The sequence below is a fragment of the Pseudomonas sp. Soil_N_39 genome, from assembly GCF_057655955.1.
On record NZ_JBDGLI010000006.1, the window covers coordinates 71793 to 91367 of the forward strand.

Annotated in this window: 17 protein-coding genes and 1 tRNA gene; 8 read left to right on the top strand and 10 right to left on the bottom strand. The window is 59.4% G+C overall.

Going from position 1 to position 19575, the window contains the following annotated elements:
- Positions 1–126 precede the first annotated feature (126 nt).
- The 4 genes from AC3A5O_RS11095 to AC3A5O_RS11110 all read left to right on the top strand — a co-directional run bounded on the left by AC3A5O_RS11095 (position 127) and on the right by AC3A5O_RS11110 (position 4170).
- Positions 127–204, top strand: a tRNA-Lys gene (locus AC3A5O_RS11095).
- A 105-nt stretch (positions 205–309) separates the two neighbouring features.
- The gene (locus AC3A5O_RS11100; protein WP_487753182.1) at positions 310–1692 is read left to right on the top strand and encodes an MATE family efflux transporter; all 1383 of its coding nucleotides are present in this window, start codon (positions 310–312) and stop codon (positions 1690–1692) included.
- A 90-nt stretch (positions 1693–1782) separates the two neighbouring features.
- Positions 1783–3612, top strand: coding sequence for a hypothetical protein (locus AC3A5O_RS11105; protein ID WP_487753183.1), 1830 nt, complete (start codon positions 1783–1785; stop codon positions 3610–3612).
- A gap of 153 nt (positions 3613–3765) precedes the next feature.
- Complete coding sequence (locus AC3A5O_RS11110) at positions 3766–4170, top strand: low affinity iron permease family protein (protein ID WP_122566764.1); 405 nt, start codon at positions 3766–3768, stop codon at positions 4168–4170.
- A gap of 86 nt (positions 4171–4256) precedes the next feature.
- Here AC3A5O_RS11110 and AC3A5O_RS11115 read toward each other — a convergent pair whose 3' ends face one another.
- From AC3A5O_RS11115 to fos, 3 genes are all read right to left on the bottom strand, one after another.
- Positions 4257–4760, bottom strand: a complete 504-nt coding sequence (locus AC3A5O_RS11115; RefSeq protein WP_163006772.1) for a DUF4142 domain-containing protein — start codon at positions 4758–4760, stop codon at positions 4257–4259.
- 250 nt (positions 4761–5010) lie between these two features.
- Complete coding sequence (locus tag AC3A5O_RS11120) at positions 5011–6360, bottom strand: sensor domain-containing protein (protein WP_122566765.1); 1350 nt, start codon at positions 6358–6360, stop codon at positions 5011–5013.
- Between the two features lie 166 nt (positions 6361–6526).
- Complete coding sequence (gene fos / locus AC3A5O_RS11125) at positions 6527–6943, bottom strand: fosfomycin resistance glutathione transferase (protein ID WP_305470093.1); 417 nt, start codon at positions 6941–6943, stop codon at positions 6527–6529.
- A 257-nt stretch (positions 6944–7200) separates the two neighbouring features.
- On the opposite strand from fos, the gene AC3A5O_RS11130 reads away from it, so the two are divergent.
- Together AC3A5O_RS11130 and AC3A5O_RS11135 are read left to right on the top strand one after the other, a co-directional pair.
- Positions 7201–8436 carry an aminotransferase class I/II-fold pyridoxal phosphate-dependent enzyme gene (locus AC3A5O_RS11130; RefSeq protein ID WP_305482930.1) on the top strand — a complete coding sequence of 412 codons (1236 nt, stop codon included), beginning with the start codon at positions 7201–7203 and terminating at the stop codon, positions 8434–8436.
- A 13-nt stretch (positions 8437–8449) separates the two neighbouring features.
- Complete coding sequence (locus AC3A5O_RS11135) at positions 8450–9613, top strand: MFS transporter (RefSeq protein WP_122566768.1); 1164 nt, start codon at positions 8450–8452, stop codon at positions 9611–9613.
- Here AC3A5O_RS11135 and yiaY read toward each other — a convergent pair.
- Positions 9610–10758, bottom strand: a complete 1149-nt coding sequence (yiaY, locus tag AC3A5O_RS11140; protein ID WP_122566769.1) for an L-threonine dehydrogenase — start codon at positions 10756–10758, stop codon at positions 9610–9612. The two genes, AC3A5O_RS11135 and yiaY, sit on opposite strands and share 4 nt — an antisense overlap.
- 140 nt (positions 10759–10898) lie before the next feature.
- Here yiaY and AC3A5O_RS11145 point away from each other — a divergent pair, with 140 nt between their 5' ends.
- Entirely contained in the window at positions 10899–11918 is a 1020-nt protein-coding gene (locus AC3A5O_RS11145; protein WP_305491845.1) for a DUF4917 family protein, read from the top strand.
- A 161-nt stretch (positions 11919–12079) separates the two neighbouring features.
- On the opposite strand, the gene AC3A5O_RS11150 is transcribed toward AC3A5O_RS11145, so the two are convergent.
- The 6 genes from AC3A5O_RS11150 to AC3A5O_RS11175 form a co-directional block, all read right to left on the bottom strand.
- Positions 12080–12424: a YegP family protein gene (locus tag AC3A5O_RS11150; RefSeq protein WP_122566772.1), complete on the bottom strand. Its 345-nt coding sequence runs from the start codon at positions 12422–12424 to the stop codon at positions 12080–12082.
- 71 nt (positions 12425–12495) lie between these two features.
- Positions 12496–13077, bottom strand: a complete 582-nt coding sequence (locus AC3A5O_RS11155) for a DJ-1/PfpI family protein (protein ID WP_305470089.1) — start codon at positions 13075–13077, stop codon at positions 12496–12498.
- 257 nt (positions 13078–13334) lie between these two features.
- Positions 13335–14552 carry a class I SAM-dependent methyltransferase gene (locus tag AC3A5O_RS11160; protein ID WP_487753184.1) on the bottom strand — a complete coding sequence of 406 codons (1218 nt, stop codon included), beginning with the start codon at positions 14550–14552 and terminating at the stop codon, positions 13335–13337.
- A gap of 228 nt (positions 14553–14780) precedes the next feature.
- The gene (locus tag AC3A5O_RS11165; RefSeq protein ID WP_122566775.1) at positions 14781–15398 is read right to left on the bottom strand and encodes a TPM domain-containing protein; all 618 of its coding nucleotides are present in this window, start codon (positions 15396–15398) and stop codon (positions 14781–14783) included.
- Between the two features lie 34 nt (positions 15399–15432).
- Positions 15433–16182, bottom strand: coding sequence for a TPM domain-containing protein (locus tag AC3A5O_RS11170; RefSeq protein ID WP_122566776.1), 750 nt, complete (start codon positions 16180–16182; stop codon positions 15433–15435).
- Between the two features lie 137 nt (positions 16183–16319).
- Entirely contained in the window at positions 16320–16928 is a 609-nt protein-coding gene (locus tag AC3A5O_RS11175) for a LemA family protein (protein WP_109755930.1), read from the bottom strand.
- A gap of 246 nt (positions 16929–17174) precedes the next feature.
- Here AC3A5O_RS11175 and bglX point away from each other — a divergent pair, with 246 nt between their 5' ends.
- The gene (gene bglX, locus AC3A5O_RS11180) at positions 17175–19466 is read left to right on the top strand and encodes a beta-glucosidase BglX (RefSeq protein ID WP_122566777.1); all 2292 of its coding nucleotides are present in this window, start codon (positions 17175–17177) and stop codon (positions 19464–19466) included.
- Positions 19467–19575 lie beyond the last annotated feature (109 nt).

Consider the following 19575-nt stretch of genomic DNA (forward strand, 5'->3'; position numbering starts at 1 on the left):
GGGAGAACGCCCGGTGGCTTGGGCGCCAACTACTTAAGTTGGTAGTCGTGAGTTCGAGTCTCACTCTCCTCCACCAATTTTTATTCGATCGCGATTGCTTCGCGTTCGACAGGCAAGGCATGTAACGGGGGAGAACGCCCGGTGGCTTGGGCGCCAACTACTTAAGTTGGTAGTCGTGAGTTCGAGTCTCACTCTCCTCCACCAATTATCGGCAGTTCGGTTTGTTCAGCTCAGCGAGGGACAACTTGAACAGTTTGTAAGCACATTCGATCTTCTTGTCTGTGCTGACTTGAATGAAGGATGCAGGATATGCAGTGGGTTTCAGAGGGTCGGCGCATCATCAAAATTGCGGTACCACTTTCAATCGTCTATCTGATTGAGAGCATGATGGCATTCGTTGACTCCGTATTCATGGGCAGATTTCGTGCAGATGAAATTGCTGGCTATGGTTTAGGCGCTCGTATTGTTTTCGACACCGCTAATGTCATTTGCGTGTGCGTCATTGGCATGGTTGCGGTTTTTTCAGCCAAGTACGACGCCATTCAGAACAAACGAGCCGTGGAAGTGCATGTGCAACATGGTTTCTACATGTGCTTTCTACTTGGCCTCCCAGTCGTTCTGGTGACGTTGAATCTTGGCAGCTTGCTGCTTGCCTTCAATGTCGACCCAGCGGTGTCTTTCCAGGCTGATCAATACGCACAAGGCGCGGCCTACTCAATCTTGCCGTTAGCGTTGTTCTGCGTCCTGAGGGACCACTCGGCGGCGGTTTCCGACTTTTCGTCCATTTTCTACATCACGCTGTTTGCCAGCGTATTTAAAGCGGTGATTTCCTACGCACTGATCCTAGGTGAGTTCGGTTTTCCGCGGCTGGGTGCATATGGTGCGGGGCTTTCAACCTCCTTGGTAAGCTGGGGAATGCTGGCTGCGGAGGTCGGGCTCTACTCACTGAGCAACCGCAAATCCGCCAAGGCATACGCCATCTTCACAGGCTGGACGGCACCTAAACTATCCCTGGTAAAAAAATACTTGGCGATGGGGTTGCCACTCTCTGCCACTAGCTTTGTCATTTCGCTGATGATCATCCTCCTTATGCTCTTTACAGAGAAGGTGGGCACATTGGAGTTGGCAGCGGCACAACTGGTGTTCTCCTATATCTTTCCAGTATACATGCTGGTTGAAGGGGTTCGTGAAGCCATTGCCATTCGTGTCGCTCAAGAGCATGCGCTGAATAACGTGCACAAAGTGCGAAAACTGACGGGGGTGGCATCCATGGTCGGCATGCTGGTCTTGTTGCCTTTTGCCCTTATCGTATTTTTCGATTCCACGTTGGTCGCATCCATGTTCTTCGACGTCAAAGCCTCCTCGAACTCTGATCTTCTAACCCAGTTCAATCTGATTGTTTGCCTGGCGACACTGAGCATCGTCTTTGAGTGCGTCCAGATCATGCTGCTGGGCGCATTGAAGGGTTTGGAAGATACCAAGGTGCCCTTCCTTATCAATACCGCTACCGCCTGGTTGGTCGGCGTGGCCGGTGGATATCACTTGGCATTCAACATGGATCAAGGCGTAGTCGGTCTATGGGTGGCGCTGATCCTCAGTCATCTCCTTTCGTTGCTGATGCTGACGGTACGGCTGGTACTGGTCACAAAACCCAACAGTCCCTTACTGAGCGCAAGCCCTACACACGACTAGTCGCCATTTATCACGCCAGTCGAAGCAGGCCGAGAGGCTGATCATCAGAGCTTTTGCAACCATCACCGGTTGGTATGAGGGGAAATGCGTATGCGTGAAGTACTGGCTACTTACATCGACGCTTATGAAGTTGCAATCAACTACCTTGAGCAGTTACATGGCGTCGAGCTTGCGACGGCGGTAGGTGAATTACTGTCGCGAATTGCCGCCTGCGATGATGTACTGGTCAACAATGTACTTAAGCATCATGGCCATGTACTTGAACTCAGCGCTGAGGAATGGGCGTGGTTCTTGCCCGGCATTCTTGAATTGGAACGCAACAGCGCCTTTGTCGCGGCGTATCTGATAGAAAAAATCCCGCTGCTCAAGCGTCACTTGGATATGCAGGCGTTCGTGGAATTCCTGTTGGCCATCAAGGATCAATCTGCACGCGGCGTGTCCTGTCTGATCGGCACATCCGACTCCGCCTTGTGTGATGATCTGGAGTCGATCCTTGAGGCGGTAGGCGTGGCTTATTATCAGGCCGCCATGGGCTGCGTGCTACGCCACAAGGATGTACTAGGCCCTTGCTGCGCCCCTTTGCTCATCCATATCAAGCACTATCATCGGCACCTGCCTGCCACGGAGCTGGATGCGCTGGTGGCATTGGTTTGCGCCGTACACGCTCGTTACGGCAGTTTTGGTGCCGTTGCGTTGCTGGAAAATGCCGATGTGGTATTTGAACACCATAGTATTCAGACGGTGCACAAACGTCTTGACGCGCTGTCAGACGGAAGTGTTGACTACTTCCATTACCTGTTGGTCAATGGTTTGCCGGAGGTTGGGGCGGTTCGTACCATCACCGCTTCGCTTGAGCAATTGAATGCAGCGAGTCTGATCTCGCATATCGATGCACCTGGGGTATTCGATGGCGGGCTGATCTCCGCGATTCTTTCCAATATAAATCTCATGGACCCGAAAACAATCGAAAACATGCGGTATCAGTTGGCGATTGATAATTTCAATAAATGGTTCGAACAGCAACACGCCTTTGCCAATGCCCGTAGGCATATCACCGATGCTTATGCTGGCGCTTGGTTTTTACCGTTCAACTATTGGGGCGGTGAAATGGGTATCGCCCGTTTCAGAACGCTGATCGGACAGGCGATAGACGCGACCTACGACAAAGTCGCCCGGCAAACCTTGGTGTACCGGAACAAATCATTGTTCGACCGACATGCCGAGTACACCGAAACCCGTTTGCGGTCAATAATAGATGCGGCCTTCCCCAGAGACGGCATTGGATCGCCAGAACCTGAAAATATTACAAGTATCAGAACCTTCCTCGACGATAAGGATTGGGAGGGTTTAAGGGAACGTCAATCAAGGCAGAGGGGGTTCATTAGTACCTGGAACAGAAATCCATGGCAGGACTACAGTCGCTCCGACGAGTTTTATTCTTGTACCGGTATCGGTGACTACGCGGTCAACAATGCCCCAGGATATTTGGTTGAACCAAATTTATGTCGCCTGTATGTCTGGTATCAAGGGCGGCGCATTGGCCGTATTAATCTGATTGCCGTGGCAGATGTCAAAGGTGTGCCCGGGCTATTGCTTGACGGCGTCGAAGGCGGCGGTCGCCTGCTGCAATCAGAAGAACGGCTGTTGGACATCTTGGACAGCGTTGGTGAATTCGCCAAGCGTTGTGGATTGAGCGCCTATTACATTAACTGCAAGGCGACCTACAACAATGTCCCAAAGCAGTTCATAGCCCAGGCGATTTTCCATATGGGGCTACCGGTGAAGCCTCGTTATCTGCGGCGCTTTTATCAAGGGATGGAAATCTATCAGGCGATGCCGCACGGACTCATACCGTTCTTCGAATCTTTCGGGAACAACCTGTCCGGTGTAGTTAGCTGCCTCAAAATAAAATTGGATTGAAGAGGGTGTTCAGGGGACCTGCGGCAGAAGCACTGGTTGCGACTGTCATCGCGCCGGACGATGAACGTGGGGGACCAGTTGAAATGTAAGTAGAATTTTCACCGCCTCGTTGCTGTCACACCAGACAGGTGCATCCAACAAGGAAACACGGCAATGACGTTCGCAAAAATCGCTCAAAAACTGGCCCTCTGGGCGGGGAGCCCCAAGACATTCCTGGGGGCCATCGTGTTGTTGGCGCTGTGGGCCGCCAGCGGACCTTTCTTCGGTTTCAACGACACCTGGCAATTGATCATCAATACTTCGACCACCATCATCACCTTCCTCATGGTGTTCCTGATCCAGAACACGCAGAACCGCGATACGGACATCTTGCATTTGAAAGTGGACGAATTGTTGCGGGCGACCAAGGAAGCACAGAATGCGATGCTCGGCCTCGAGTCGCTGGACCTCAAGCAACTGGAAGCGCTGAGAAAACATTACCAGGCCATGGGCCAGGGCGAAGCCAAGAACCTTGAAGGTTTGGAAAAAGACAGCAAAGTGGACCTGAACCAGTGCTGAGGCAGATGCGCTGGAAGGCCCCCATCTAGCGGGCAAACATCAGCCGGGACGCGAACGTCCCGGCCCAGGATGCAACAACATGTGGATCAGCGGCTGGCCTGCAGTGCCCTGGCCATTTCGAGATGGGTCTGCAACTTGGGCAGGGTTTCGTCGGCGAAAGCCTTGATCTCCGGCACTTCGGTGGTCTGAGCCTGCTGCTGGATCTGCGCGATGGCCTCCTCGGTGGCCTTGACCTGGCTGGCGGCATACGCGGCTTCGAACGACTCGCCTTCCTTGACCTGCGGCATCAGGGTCTTGGCCTTGTCAGCCACCTCCTCCCGGGGGGCGACAGGCAAGTCGAGCTTCTTGGCGATCTTCGCCAGATGTTGATTAGCGGTGGTGCGGTCGTTGATCACCATGATGGTGTAGTCCTTGACCTCCCTGGATTCGGCTTTTCCGTGGGCCATGCGACTGGCCTCGATATCGGCCATGCCTTTGGCTGAAGCATCGTTGATGAATTCGGCAGGCGATTGGGCCCAGGCACTGTTGGCACCCAGACCCATCAACACGATGACACTGGTGGTGCGAAAGAAGCTGGCCATACGGCTCATAGTCGCGCCCTCCTCTGATAAAAGTTCTGACGGGTTCCCGCCTCTGAATCAGAACCACCCGATTTCGCTTTCCGCTGAGTAGCTGTCGACAGCCGCGAGAGTGGTTCTCCTACTTCTGCGACCCACTTCAAACCTCTTCGTTCGATCATGGACGATGTTTCCGGCGAGCGGAGCCCGCCTGACATCTGAAAAGGACAACGCTTGAAAGGTTGAAAAAGACTTTGGCGCCGCGACGAACGGCGACGCGCTATCAAATGCCGAATGCCCTGTGATTGTGACGCTTGGCCGCGTACATCGCCTCGTCGGCGTGGCGAAACAGCGCGACATCTTCAGTGCCATGCTCGGGGAAGCAGGCCACGCCGATGCTCGGTTCGATGCTCAGACAGTGCCCGTCCAGACGCAGCGGCTGGGCCAGTGCATGGCGGATTTTTTCCTGCACGCGATGGGCATCCTCCAAGGCCTGGATGCTGTGCAGCAAGACTACGAACTCGTCTCCGCCAATGCGCGCCACGGTGTCGGTGTCGCGAATACAGCCCTTGATACGATTGGCCACCGCCTGTAACAGCATGTCGCCCACGCCGTGGCCATAGGTGTCGTTGACCTGTTTGAAACGGTCCAGGTCGATATACAGCAAGGCCATGCGCCCGGACGCAGCGCGGGCAGTCGCCAGTGCGCACTTGAACCGTTCACGGAGCAATTCGCGGTTGGGCACCTGGGTCAACTGATCGTACTGAGCCATGTGCTGCAAGCGGGCGTGCAACTGCTTGCGCTCGATGGCGATGGTGATCTGTACGCAGACGTACTGCAGCAGTTCCTTGTCCTGTTCGGTGTAGCGCTCGTTGTCCGGCGCACTCTTGACGATCAACGCGCCAATCGTGCCGCTCTGTGAGTTCAGCGGCACGCCCAGCCAACACGGCGCGTCCGGCTGCGCCACCAGGTCGTCGAACCCCGCTGGCAACTGGCTGCAACCGGGCGTCAGGAGGATCGGCTGGCCACTGCGAATCACCTCGGCGCACAAACGCCCTGTGACCGTGCCCGGCAATTCGGGCTGCCCTTCCCGATCATCGACGTGATAGGGGAAGTTCAACTGCGAACATTGTTCGTCATACAGCGCCACCGAAAAATTCAGCGCCGGCAGCCACTCGCCAATAATCAGGTGGATGCGCTTGAACAGCGCCAGCAAGTCGGCCGCGGCATGGGCCGCCTCGGAAATCGCATACAACGCCGCCTGGCGGGACTCGGCCTGCTTGCGTTCGGTGATGTCCCGGGCCACGGCAATGCGCAGTTGGTCCACCGGCGACCAGCGTGCCGACCACAGGATGTGCACCACCCGCCCGTCCTTGCGCAGGTAGCGGTTCTCGAAATTGAGTTTGGGCTCGCCCTCCATGATCTCCCGCGCCGCCTCGAGGGTTCGCTGGCGGTCGGCAGGGTGTACCAGATCGATCATTGGCTGACCGATCAATTCTTGCGGGGTGTAACCAAAAATGCGCTCGCAGGCGGCACTGACAAACACGAAACGCCCTTGACCGTCGACGGCACATACGGCGTCCAGCAGAAGGTCGATGTAGCTGGCCAGCGGCGCGGAACTTGAAGTGTCCATGGGGCTGGTGGTCATCCGGGTAATGCAGCGGTGAGCGAAGCGGGTGATCGTCAGTTCGTGACGCCGATACAACGAGCGAGACCGACGCGCCCCCGATATCGATGAGGATAGCGCAGGCGATCAGAGTGCAGAGGATCAAACGCCTACTCGATTCGACGCCGCCCCATCACCGCGCGGTAAAAAACCTCATGCCAGCATACGGTGCCTGCCGACAGGCCTTCAACCGCGACGCCAGGTCACCCACATGGACCTCCAGCTTGTGCCCGTCCGGGTCGAGAAAGTAGAACGAATCACCCTCGCTGCGGTTGTCTCGCCACGATGACACCTGGGCCGCTTTCAGCCGCGCCACCAGCAGCGGGAAATGCTCGGCGCTGGTACTGAATGCGTAATGGGTATAGTCCGCGCTCGGCTCAGTCCTGCGCAACGGGTCGAAAGACAGGCACAACCACAGCTCCGGCAGCGACAAATACGCCCCGCTGTTCCATTTGGCCTCAAGACGCAACTGCAAGAGTTCGCCATAGAAAGCCACGCTGCGATCCAGGTCGGTGACCGCAAGGGTCAGATGATTGAGGCCAGAGAGCATCAGCAAGCAACCTTCAGAAAAGAGTGATAACCCAGCGGGCTTGGGGCAAAACCTGGGTGCTCCCAAGCTCCGACAGCGCCGATGGATTCCCCGGCCAGGGTCCTAGGCAAAGTCCTACGTGGAAATCTCCAGTGACACTCAAACACGCCGGAAACAGCCGATTCAAAGCCCTGCACAACAATCTGTAAAGTCTGGAAACACACCGCTATCGAAACACCCCACGGACAGCACCATCAACCAAGGAATGTAATCGCGCCATGGACCAGACTGCTCAACCACCTCATTACTTCACCAACTACCGCAAGCTCATTTCCCTTGCTGACCTGGATTGGCAGGGCACCGAAGCCGGAAAAATCTCAGGGCTGAATGTCGAGGTCAAGACACCCAATGTACTGGTCGATCAATACGGTCGGACGTTTCATCACTTCTGCACCACGTCCTACCTGGGCCTGGACTATCACCCCGCGTTGCTGGACGGCGCCATGACCGCCCTATGGGAAGCCGGGACCTTGCGGGTCGCCAACTCAAGGAATCGCTGCAAGCTGGCGATCCTGGAGCAGTACGAAAGCCAATTGTCGGAGCTGTTTGGCGCCAGTTGCCTCAGTGCCCTGTCGTGCAGTGCGGCGAGCGCCGGGATCCTGCCGCTGCTGGCCAGCGGCGCATTCACTCAAAATCGCGCGCCCGTCATGGTGTTCGACAAACATGCCCATTATTCGATGAACCACAGCAAGGCCGCCTGCGCCGACGAAACCCAGGTTATCACCTGCCCGCACAACGACATGGACTTCATCGAAGACGTGTGCAAACGCCAGCGCGAGGTGGCGTATGTGGCCGACGGCGCCTACAGCATGGGCGGGATGGCTGACCTGGACAGCCTGATGTACCTCAAGCAGCGCTATGGCCTGTTTCTTTACCTGGACGATTCCCACGCCCTGTCTGCCGTCGGGGAATCCGGCGCTGGTCTGGTCCGTTCGCGCATCCCGGCGGTGGACGAGCGCACCCTGATCGTGGCCTCGTTGGCCAAGTCATTCGGCGCCAGTGGCGGGCTGGTCATGTTTGGCTGTGAGCGGCACAAGGCTCTGGTGCAGCGCTACGGTGGGCCGAGCAATTGGTCCCAGAGCCTGGACGCCGCGGCCATTGGCGCCGGCATGGCGTCGATCCGCCTGCACCGCAGCCGGGAATTCAGTGCATTGCAGGCGCGTTTACAAGCTAATATCCGCCTCTTCGACAGCCTCGTGCGGACCGGACAGCGCGGCACCCCCATGGCGATCCGCATGGTGCCTTGCGGTGAAGCGACCCTGGCCAACAGCCTGGCGGTCGAACTGGCCGAACTGGGGTATTTCACCTCGGCGGTGTTTTTTCCCGTGGTGCCGCAAGGCAAGGCCGCCATTCGCATTACCCTGCGCGCCGACATGGAGCCGGACGTGATTCGCTCGTTTTGCGAACAGATCACCGAACTGCTGCTTACCCACGGGCGTGACCTTCGCCCTTGAGACAGGACGCTCGATGAAGAACCGTACCACCCTGATCGTCACCTGCACCACCGTCTTCCTGGCACAACTGGGCATGAGCATCTACTTGCCGGCCCTGCCCGCTATCGCCCGGGATCTTGGTGCCGATGCGTCGCGGGTTTCCTGGGGCCTGTCGGTGTACCTGATCGGCATGGCGCTGCCCATGTTGCTGTGGGGCAGCCTGAGCCAGCGCTTGGGGCGCAAGCCGGTCTTGCTGGCGGCCTTGGGGTTGTACGGCCTGGGCAACCTGGCCCTGCCGCTGAGCACAACCGTGGAGGCATTCCTGACGTTCAGGTTGATCCAGGGCATCGGTGCCAGCGGTATCTCAGTGATGGCGCGGGTCTTGATTCGCGACAGTTTCAGCGGCGACCTGTTGGCCAAGGCCCTGTCCTGGATATCGATCGCCTTTGTGATTGCCCTCGGTATCGGCCAATACCTGGGCTCGCTGATCCAGGCCGCTTTCGGCTGGGAGGCGATTTTCCAGGGCTTGGGTGCCGTCAGTCTGGCCATGGCAGCGGCTGTGTCCCAGGCCAGGTTCCCGATACTGGTGCACGCCAGCAATGGGCAATCGGCGTGGGGGATCTACGGGCAGATATTCCGGCAACGGGCGTTCCTGTTGCCGGCCTTGGCCGGTGGGCTGGGTTACGGCGTGATCGTCGCCTTCAATACCGCAGCGCCGCTGATCCTGCAGGAGAGCTTCCACTGGTCGGCCATCGAATACGGCCTGCTGGGCTGGCCGATCAGTGCGGCGTACCTGCTCGGGGCGCTAGCGGTGAACGCGTTTGTACTGCGCACCGGCCAACGGCGGATGATGGGCTGGGGCATCGCACTGGTGCTGGGCGGCAGCATGACCATGCTGGCAGGCAGCCTCACCCTGAGCAGCATCGCGTTGCTCTTCTGGCTGCCGTATTGCTTCGCGGTGTTTGGCCAGTCGTTGATCTATCCCATCAGCCTGTCCCTGGCCAATGAAGGCGCACCGGTGGCCGGCGCTTATGCCATGGCGTTGAGCGGGTTCCTGCATCAACTGATGGCCTCGGTGATCGGCGCCATGGCCAGCCTGTTGTTGAGCCAACAAGCTTGGCCACTGGCGGCGTTGTGCGCACTGCTGGGGGCGGCGGCGATGCTCTGTGTGCGGTTCGTGCCGCCCCGGGTCGCTTAGAACGCGCTGCGGAAAATCTCTTCGATCTGCCGCTGGTCCGCCGCCCGTGGGTTGGTCAGGCCGCACGCATCTTTCAAGGCGTTGGTGGCCAGCACCGGTATGTCGTTGAGGCGCACACCCAGGTCACGCAAACCGGCCGGAATGTCCACGTCAAGGGCCAGGCTGCGGATCGCCGCAATAGCGTCCCGGGCCCCCTCTTCTGGGCCGGCCCTGTGCGTATCGACGCCCATGGCATGGGCCACGTCGGTCAGGCGAGCAGCGCATACCGAGGCGTTGAAGCTCTGCACATGAGGCAACAGCACCGCGTTGCACACGCCATGAGGCAAGTCGTAAAAACCACCCAGTTGATGCGCCATGGCGTGCACGAACCCCAACGACGCATTGTTGAACGCCATCCCCGCGAGAAACTGCGCATAAGCCATGTTTTCCCGCGCCGCCAGATCGTTGCCGTCGCGCACGGCCAGGCGCAGGTTGTTGCTGATCAGGGTGATGGCCTTCAGCGCGCAGGCATCGGTAATCGGCGTGGCGGCGGTGGAGACATAAGCCTCGATCGCGTGGGTCAGCGCATCCATGCCGGTGGCGGCCGTCAGGCCCTTGGGCATCGCCACCATCAGCGCCGGGTCGTTCACCGACATCAATGGGGTCACGTTGCGATCGACAATCGCCATTTTCACGTGGCGTGTCTCGTCGGTGATGATGCAAAAGCGGGTCATTTCGCTGGCGGTGCCTGCCGTGGTGTTGATAGCGATCAGCGGCAATTGCGGCTTGCTCGAACGGTCGACGCCTTCATAGTCGCGAATCTGCCCGCCGTTGGTGGCGCACAGGGCAATGCCCTTGGCGCAATCATGGGGCGAACCGCCCCCCAGCGACACGACGAAATCACACTGGCTCTCCTTCAGCAGCCCCAGCCCGAGCTCGACATTGGCGATGCTTGGGTTGGGCTTGGCGCCGTCGAAAATCACCGAATCGATATCCTGCAGCGCCAGCAGTTCAGCCACCTTGCTGGCGACGCCGGCCTTGGCCAGCCCCGCGTCGGTGACGATCAGGGCCTTGCGAAAGCCGTAGTTGCGAATGGCAGTCATCGCTTCATCGAGGCAGCCCAGCCCCATGATGTTCACGGCGGGAATGAAAAAAGTGCTGCTCATGGGGTCACGCTCCTGGTTGAGGCCGGATCGGCAGGGCCTACAGAATGACCGACTAGTCATGACGCATCTTGATCTGGCTCAAGACTGGGTCGTGATAAAGTCGCGACCTGCCTTTGCCACGTTTTGAGATGATCCTTGCGATGACCGATTTCCAGGAATACGACACCCGGCTCGAAGACTGGGAGGCCGTGCGCGCCGATACCGCCTTCAGCGGCCTGCTGGTGGGCAATGGGGCCAGCCGCGCGGTGTGGGACGATTTCGGCTATGACTCGCTGTTCGAAAATGCCCGCACCGTCGAGGAGAAGCCCTTGAGCCCGTCGGAACTGAGCGTGTTCGACGCGATGCAGACCCGCAGTTTCGAACAGGTACTCGGGGCGCTGAAAACCACCAGCCGGGTCAACAAGGCCCTGGCCGTCAGCTCCGCCGCCCCGCGCAACCGCTATTACGCGATCAAGGAAGCACTGATCAACACCGTGCACGCGGTACACATCCCGTGGCGGCTGGTGCAACCGTCGACCCTGGCGACGCTCAACCAGGAGCTGAGCCGCTACCGCACGGTGTTCACCACCAACTACGACCTGCTCAACTACTGGGCGATCCAGCATAGCGCCGAGACCATCAGCGACCTGTTCTTCGGCGATGACCACAGTTTCGACCTGAGCCAGGCGGCCACAGACAAACCGCGCCTGCTGTACTTGCACGGCGGTCTGCACCTGGTGCGCAACCAGGACGGCACAGCGCGCAAGCTCACGTCCACCGAAGGCACCTTGCTGGGCAGTTTCGCCATCAACAACACGATCAAGACCCTCGACGACGTGCCACTGTTCGTCAATGAAGGCCCCAGCGCCGACAAGCTCAAGACCATCCGCAGCAGCGATTACCTGTCGTTCTGCTACGACCAGTTGCTGCAGCATGGCGACAACCTGTGCCTGTTCGGCCATGCCTTGGGCGAGCAGGACCGGCACATTGTCCATGCCCTGCGCCTGGCCGCCCCGAAAACCGTGGCGATCTCGATCTATCCCCGTAGCCAGGCCTTCATCCAGCATCAGAAGCGGCATTACGCCAAGGTGTTCCAGGGGCTGGAGGTGCAATTGCGCTTCTTCGATGCCAAGAGCCATCCATTGGGCGATCCGAAGCTGTCGGTGCCGGTGGAGGTTTAAAGGCAGGCTAAACCTGAGTGGCGAGGGGGTTCACTTGTGGGAGCAAAGCTTGCTCGCGATGAACGATAACTCGGCTAGCCTGCACAATCGCAGCGCCTGCATCGCGGGCAAGCCTTGCTCCCACAGGTAACCTCGCCACAGATCCTCTTATTGCCGTCCTGTCAGAGCGCAACCACGGTCTTGTCCTTGATGACCGTCGTCGGTCCGTTGGCCTTGACGCTGGCGATGCCTTTGTCCCGCGCAGCGTCCGATGAATACGCCTCACTGCTGCCAATCACTTCGTGGTTGCCGGCCTTGAGGTTGAAGTACGGATGGCCGTCCTTGGTGTTCTTGAGTTCATAGCGCTCGGCCAACGGACTGTTTTTCTGCACCGCAGCAATGCCACCGTCGACGCCGCTGCGGGTGGTGTACAGCTCGCTGGTCAAGATGGTCTCGGCGTTGGCCGCCTTGAGTACAAACCGAAACTGGCCACTGCTGCTTTTGCTGATTTCGTACCATCCAGACATGATTGTTCTCCAGGCAATGAGGGCATGCCCCGAGAGTAAAGACCCGCTGCGCTTGTCCTGCCAGTGCGTTACTACAAAGTGATAGCGGTGCCCAACAGGGTCAGGAACCCCGCCAACCAGTTCGGGTGCGCAGGCCAGGCCGGTGCGGTCGCGAGATTGCCCTGGACATGGCCTTGGGTCACGGGAATGTCCATATAGGTCCCACCCGCCAGCCGTACTTCCGGGGCACACGCTGGATAGGCGCTGCATTCGCGCCCTTCGAGGATGCCCGCCGCCGCCAGCAATTGCGCACCGTGGCACACCGCGGCAATCGGTTTGCCCGCCAGATCGAAATCGCGCACCAGTTGCAAGACCGCTTCGTCCAGGCGCAGGTATTCCGGCGCACGCCCACCTGGCACCAGCAGCGCGTCGTAGTCGGCGGCCTGGACACTGGCAAAATCATGATTGAGGGCGAACAAGTGCCCCGGTTTTTCACTGTAGGTCTGGTCGCCTTCGAAATCGTGGATCGCCGTGCGCACCGTCTGCCCGGCCTTTTTGCCCGGACACACGGCGTGCACGGTGTGGCCGATCATCTGCAAGGCCTGGAATGGCACCATGACTTCATAATCTTCGACGTAATCGCCGACCAGCATCAGGATTTTCTTGGCGGCCATGGGAAGGGCTCCTTTGGGAATGCGTGAGGGGTGAACGCATTAAAGGTAGACCGGTACGTCGGTGGATGAAGGATAAGCAGTGATTACCTGACGGGCTGCATCGATACGCTGTTCTCACAGGCCAGACTCAACCTTGTGGGAGCACAGCTTGCTCGCGATGCAGGCACCATGACTCGACAGTAGAACCGAGTCATCCTTCGTCGCGAGCAAGCTTTGCTCCCACAGTCCCCTACTCCAGGAGTTGGCGTAAACAGGAGTCAGGCGAGATAACCATCCGCCCGCAGCAGCGTTTCGAGGCAGTGCTCGGTGATGTGGTAGAAGGCCTTGAGTTCGTCGATTTTTGCCAGCAGCTCGGTGGGGTCCGCAGGTTCTGCGCGTTTGACGGCCAGGATCATCTTGTTCTTGTTGGTGTGGTCCAGGGAGATGAACTCGAAGACCTTGGTCTCGTAGCCGCAGGCTTCCAGGAACAGCGCCCGCAAACTGTCGGTGACCATTTCCGCCTGCTGGCCCAGGTGCAGACCGTATTGCAGCATCGGCTTGAGCAACGCCGGGCTCTGGATCTGCAGGCGGATCTGCTTGTGGCAGCACGGCGAGCACATGATGATCGAGGCGCCCGAGCGAATGCCCATGTGGATCGCGTAGTCGGTGGCGATGTCGCAGGCGTGCAAGGCGATCATCACGTCCACCGCGCTCGGCGCCACGCTGCGCACGTCACCGTGCTGGAAGCTCAGGCCCGGGTGTTCCAGCCGCGCGGCCGCTTCGTTGCAGAGCTTGACCATGTCCTCGCGCAGCTCGACACCGGTCACCACGCCTTCGGCCTGCAAGGTGTTGCGCAAGTAATCATGGATGGCAAAGGTCAGGTAGCCCTTGCCCGAACCGAAATCCGAGACCCGCACCGGTTTGTCCAGGGCCAGTGGCGAAGACGTCAGCGCATGGCTGAAGACCTCGATGAACTTGTTGATCTGCTTCCACTTGCGCGACATCGCCGGAATCAGCTCGTGCTTGTGGTTGGTCACGCCCAGGTCCGCCAAGAATGGCCGGCTCAGGTCGAGGAAGCGGTTTTTCTCGCGGTTGTGCTCGGCAGACGGCACTTCCCGCAGTTGCTGGGGTTTGCTCTTGAACAGCGAGCTTTTGCCCTTCTTGCTGTACTCCAACTGCGCCTCGTCGGTGACCGCCAGCAAATGCGCGTTCTTGAACGATGCCGGCAACAGCGCGGCGATGGTCGCCACGCCTTCGGCCAGCGGGAAATTCTTGGTGATGTCGCGGGTCTTGTAGCGGTAGACGAAGGACAGGCATGGCTGCTCCTTGACCGTCAGTTGCTTGATGATCAGCCGCTGGAGGTCCGCCTCATCCCCGACATATTTGGCCAGCACCAGTTTGATGAAAGCATTGTGCTCGAGGCTGGTTTGCAGCAGCTCGATGAACTGGGCGTGGTGATCCGGCGCAGGACGGGCGGGGGTGGCGGTGACAGACATGAAAAAAGCGGCCTCGGGGCGGGCGGATCGGGAATGACGGGTATTTTAGGGGGGATGGGCAGCGAGGGCACGGAAAAGTTCGTGTAGTGAGCAGTAGCCTCTGTGGGAGCAAGGCTTGCCCGCGATGGATACGCCGCGATAGTGCAGGCTCACCGCGTTATCGTTCATCGCGAGCAAGCTTTGCTCCCACAGGCTTTGCTCCCACAGGCTTGTGCTGGCGGGAAATTTTCAGCCCAGCACCACCAACCGATTCGGCAGTTCATTGCGCTCGTGGGTCACCGGTACGTGCACCTTGAGCAATTCGCCACAGGCTTCGATGCAGGTCACGAACCCCTGCAAGGTCTGCCCCTGGCGAACCTGCTGGGTGAACGTTGCGACGATGGCGTCCCAGCATTTGTTATCCAGGTGCTTGGAGATGCCTTCATCGACCAGGATTTCCACATAACGCTCGGCCTCGCAGACAAAAATCAGCACGCCCGTGCTGCCCACGGTGTGGTGCAGGTTCTGTTCGAGGAATTGCCGGCGCGCCAGGTTGGAGGCCCGCCAGTGACGCACGGAACGAGGGATCAGGTGCGTGGTGACCCTGGGGATGCGGAACACCAGGCACAACACGATGAAACTGACCCACTGCACCAGCAACAGGCTATGCAGGGCCAGCCAACCGGTGAGGTAATGGACCACGCCAGGCACCACCAGGGCCAACAGGCTCGCCCACAGCAGTGGGATGTAAGCATAGTCGTCGGCGCGGGCGGCCAGCACCGTGACCAGTTCGGCGTCGGTATGCCGCTCGACCCGGGCGATGGCCTCGGCGACCTTGCGTTGTTCGTGTTCAGTCAGTAATGCCATGGTTAAAAGTGCCTGCCCATTCTCATTATTATTGTCACCAGCCGCCCGACGAACCGCCGCCCCCGAAACTGCCACCGCCACCGCTGAAGCCGCCGCCTCCACCGCCGAAGCCTCCCCCACCGGAGCCGCCCGAACGACTGGAGCCGCCGCCTCCAGTCGGCAGGATACCGAGCATCTGGCAGACCAATATCGTCAAAATAAACAGTATCACCAGGAAGATGAACAGCCCGGGATGGCGCTCGACGAAATCGCCCTGCTCCTGCTGCCCATCCGCACTGTACGCCGGCGCCGGCTCGTCCAGCGGGCTGCCGCCCAGCACCACCAGCATCGCCGCGACGCCGTCGCTGATGCCTTTGTTGAAGTTGCCGGTCTTGAAGGCCGGGGTGATCACCTGGTTGATGATCACCGAACTCTGGGCGTCGGTCAGGCGATCCTCCAGGCCATAGCCCACTTCGATGCGCAGTTTACGGTCATCCCGGGCGACGATCAGCAGCGCGCCGTTGTTTTTATCCTTCTGCCCAATGCCCCAATGGCGCCCCAGTTGATAACCGAAGTCTTCGATGCTACTGCCTTGCAGATCCGCCAGCGTGACCACCACCACCTGTTCGCCGGTGGCCTGTTCGTGGGCCTTGAGCTGCGTCTCCAGTTGCGTGCGCACCGAAGGGTCGAGCATCTGGGCAGTGTCCACCACTCGTCCGGTCAGTGCCGGAAATTTCAGCTCGGCCTGGGCCGTGATAGCAAAGACCCAGAGCAACAGCACCAGGCCAAATTTCAACACTCGCATCGTAACTCCTGTGTGGGAGCGAGCGGGTGTGGGAGCTGAGCTTGCTCGCGATGAAGGCACCTCGGTCTTTCTAATGTCGGCGTTATCGTTCATCGCGAGCAAGCTTTGCTCCCACAGGCTCACTCCCACAGTTTTTTTCAAAACTTCACTTCAGGGGCTTTTTCGGCATTGGGGCTGGTGGCCTCGAAGGTTTCGCGGATTGGCAGGTCGCTGTACATCACGCTGTGCCACAGACGCCCCGGGAACGTGCGGATCTCGGTGTTGTACTTCTGCACCGCCAGGATGAAGTCGCGGCGGGCCACGGCGATGCGGTTCTCGGTGCCTTCGAGCTGCGATTGCAGCGCCAGGAAGTTCTGGTTGGCCTTGAGGTCCGGATAACGCTCGACCACCACCATCAGCCGGCTCAACGCGCCGCTCAACTGGTCCTGGGCCTGCTGGAACTGCTTGAGTTTTTCCGGGTTGTCCAAGGTGCTGGCGTCGACCTGGATCGACGTGGCCTTGGCCCGCGCCTCAACCACTGCGGTGAGGGTGTCCTGTTCGTGCTGGGCGTAGCCCTTGACGGTTTCCACCAGGTTGGGGATCAGGTCGGCACGGCGCTGGTATTGGTTCTGCACCTGGCCCCAGGCGGCCTTGGCCTGTTCGTCCAGGGTCGGGATGTTATTGATGCCGCAACCGGCCAGCAGCGTGGTGAGCAGCATCAAGGCCAGCATCGGCAGGCTGCGAAGGTGGTTCAGTCGTGGATTCATGGGATGAAGCGCTCCCTGGCATGACATTGGAAAAACCCGGCCACCTATCTCACTGGCGTCTGGGGCATAATCTGCCGCCGCACTGGATTGAAACGGGTCGATGGGCTAAAAGATGCGCAGTGCGAAACTAAGTTCAGCCCAATGGGTTCGAAAGTGTGCTGCATTTAACTGAACAACAATAGCCGCTCCTCACATTTTGGCTGACCGGCGTGATCACCGCCTTTTAGGCTTGCGAGAAAACTATTCATGAAGAAGCTGTGTTTGCTGGGCCTGTTTGTCACCCTGGCCAGTCAATCCGTATTAGCCGACAACCTGCCCGCCCCCATAGAGAACAAGGACGCGTTCATCAGCAACCTGATGAAGCAAATGACCCTCGAGGAAAAGATCGGCCAATTGCGCCTGATCAGCATCGGCCCGGAAATGCCCCGGGAGATGATTCGCAAGGAAATCGCCGCCGGCAACATCGGTGGCACGTTCAACTCCATCACCCGCGATGAGAACCGTCCGATGCAGGACGCGGCCATGCGCAGCCGGTTGAAGATCCCGATGTTCTTCGCCTATGACGTGATCCACGGCCACCGCACGATTTTCCCGATCCCCCTGGCCCTGGCCTCGAGCTGGGACATGGACGCCATCTACCACTCCGGTCGCATCGCGGCCAAGGAAGCGGCCGCCGACAGCCTGGACATCACCTTCGCGCCCATGGTCGACATTTCCCGCGATCCACGTTGGGGCCGAACGTCCGAAGGTTTCGGTGAGGACACCTACCTGGTGTCGCGCATTGCCGGGGTGATGGTCAAGGCCTTCCAGGGCAACGGCGCCAACGCGGCCGACAGCATCATGGCCAGCGTCAAGCACTTCGCCCTGTACGGCGCAGTGGAAGGCGGCCGGGACTACAACACCGTGGACATGAGTCCGCTGAAAATGTACCAGGACTACCTGCCCCCCTACCGCGCCGCCATCGACGCCGGAGCCGGCGGGGTGATGGTCGCGCTGAACTCCATCAATGGCGTGCCGGCCACGGCCAACACCTGGCTGATGAACGACCTGCTGCGCAAGGAATGGGGTTTCAAGGGCCTGGCGGTCAGTGACCACGGCGCCATCTTCGAACTGATCAAGCACGGCGTCGCCAAGGACGGTCGCGAAGCGGCGAAGCTGGCGATCAAGGCCGGTATCGACATGAGCATGAACGACTCGCTCTACGGCAAGGAACTGCCAGGGCTGCTCAAGGCCGGCGAGATCGAGCAGAGCGACATCGACAATGCCGTGCGCGAAGTGCTCGCGGCCAAATACGACATGGGCTTGTTCAAGGATCCCTACCTGCGCATCGGCAAGGTCGAGGACGACCCGGCCGACACCTACGCCGAAAGCCGCCTGCACCGCGCCGACGCCCGTGACGTGGCGCGCCGCAGCCTGGTCCTGCTGGAAAACCGCAACCAGACCCTGCCCCTGAAGAAGACCGCGAAAATCGCCCTGGTCGGCCCGCTGGCCAAGGCACCGATCGACATGATGGGCAGTTGGGCCGCGGCTGGGCGCCCTGCGCAATCGGTCACTCTGTTCGACGGCATGACCCGCGCCCTGGGCGCCGACTCGAAGCTGATCTACGCCCGTGGCGCCAACATCACCGGCGACAAGAAGGTGCTCGACTACCTGAACTTCCTCAACTTCGACGCCCCGGAAGTGGTGGATGACCCGCGCCCAGCTCAGGTGCTGATCGACGAAGCGGTAAAAGCCGCCAAGGACGCCGATGTGGTGGTGGCCGCCGTGGGTGAGTCCCGTGGCATGTCCCATGAATCGTCGAGCCGTACCGAACTGAACATCCCGGCCAGCCAACGCGAGCTGATCAAGGCCCTGAAGGCCACCGGCAAGCCGCTGGTGCTGGTGCTGATGAATGGCCGTCCGTTGTCGTTGCTGGAAGAAAAGCAACAGGCCGACGCGATCCTGGAAACCTGGTTCAGCGGCACCGAGGGCGGCAACGCCATCGCTGATGTGCTGTTCGGCGACTACAACCCGTCGGGCAAGCTGCCGATCACCTTCCCACGTTCGGTGGGGCAGATTCCGACCTACTACAACCACCTGAGCATCGGCCGGCCGTTCACGCCGGGCAAGCCGGGTAACTATACCTCGCAATACTTCGATGACACCACCGGTCCGCTCTACCCGTTCGGCTACGGCCTGAGCTACACCGAGTTCAGCCTGTCGGACATGGCCCTGTCGTCGACCACGCTGAACAAGACCGGCAAGCTCGATGCCAGCGTGACCCTGGAAAACACCGGTAAGCGTGACGGCGAAACCGTGGTCCAGCTGTACATCCAGGACGTGACTGGCTCGATCATTCGTCCGGTGAAAGAGCTGAAGAACTTCCGCAAGGTGATGCTCAAGGCCGGCGAGAAGAAAGTCATTCACTTCACCATCACCGAAGACGACCTGAAGTTCTTCAATGCCCAGCTCAAGTACGGGGCTGAACCGGGCAAGTTCAACGTGCAGATCGGCCTGGATTCCCAGGACGTGAAGCAGCAGAGTTTTGAGTTGCTCTGACCCCTGGCAACACAAAACCCATGTGGGAGCGAGCTTGCTCGCGATGGCGTCAGATCAGTCACATTAATATCGACTGACACTCCGCTATCGCGAGCAAGCTCGCTCCCAC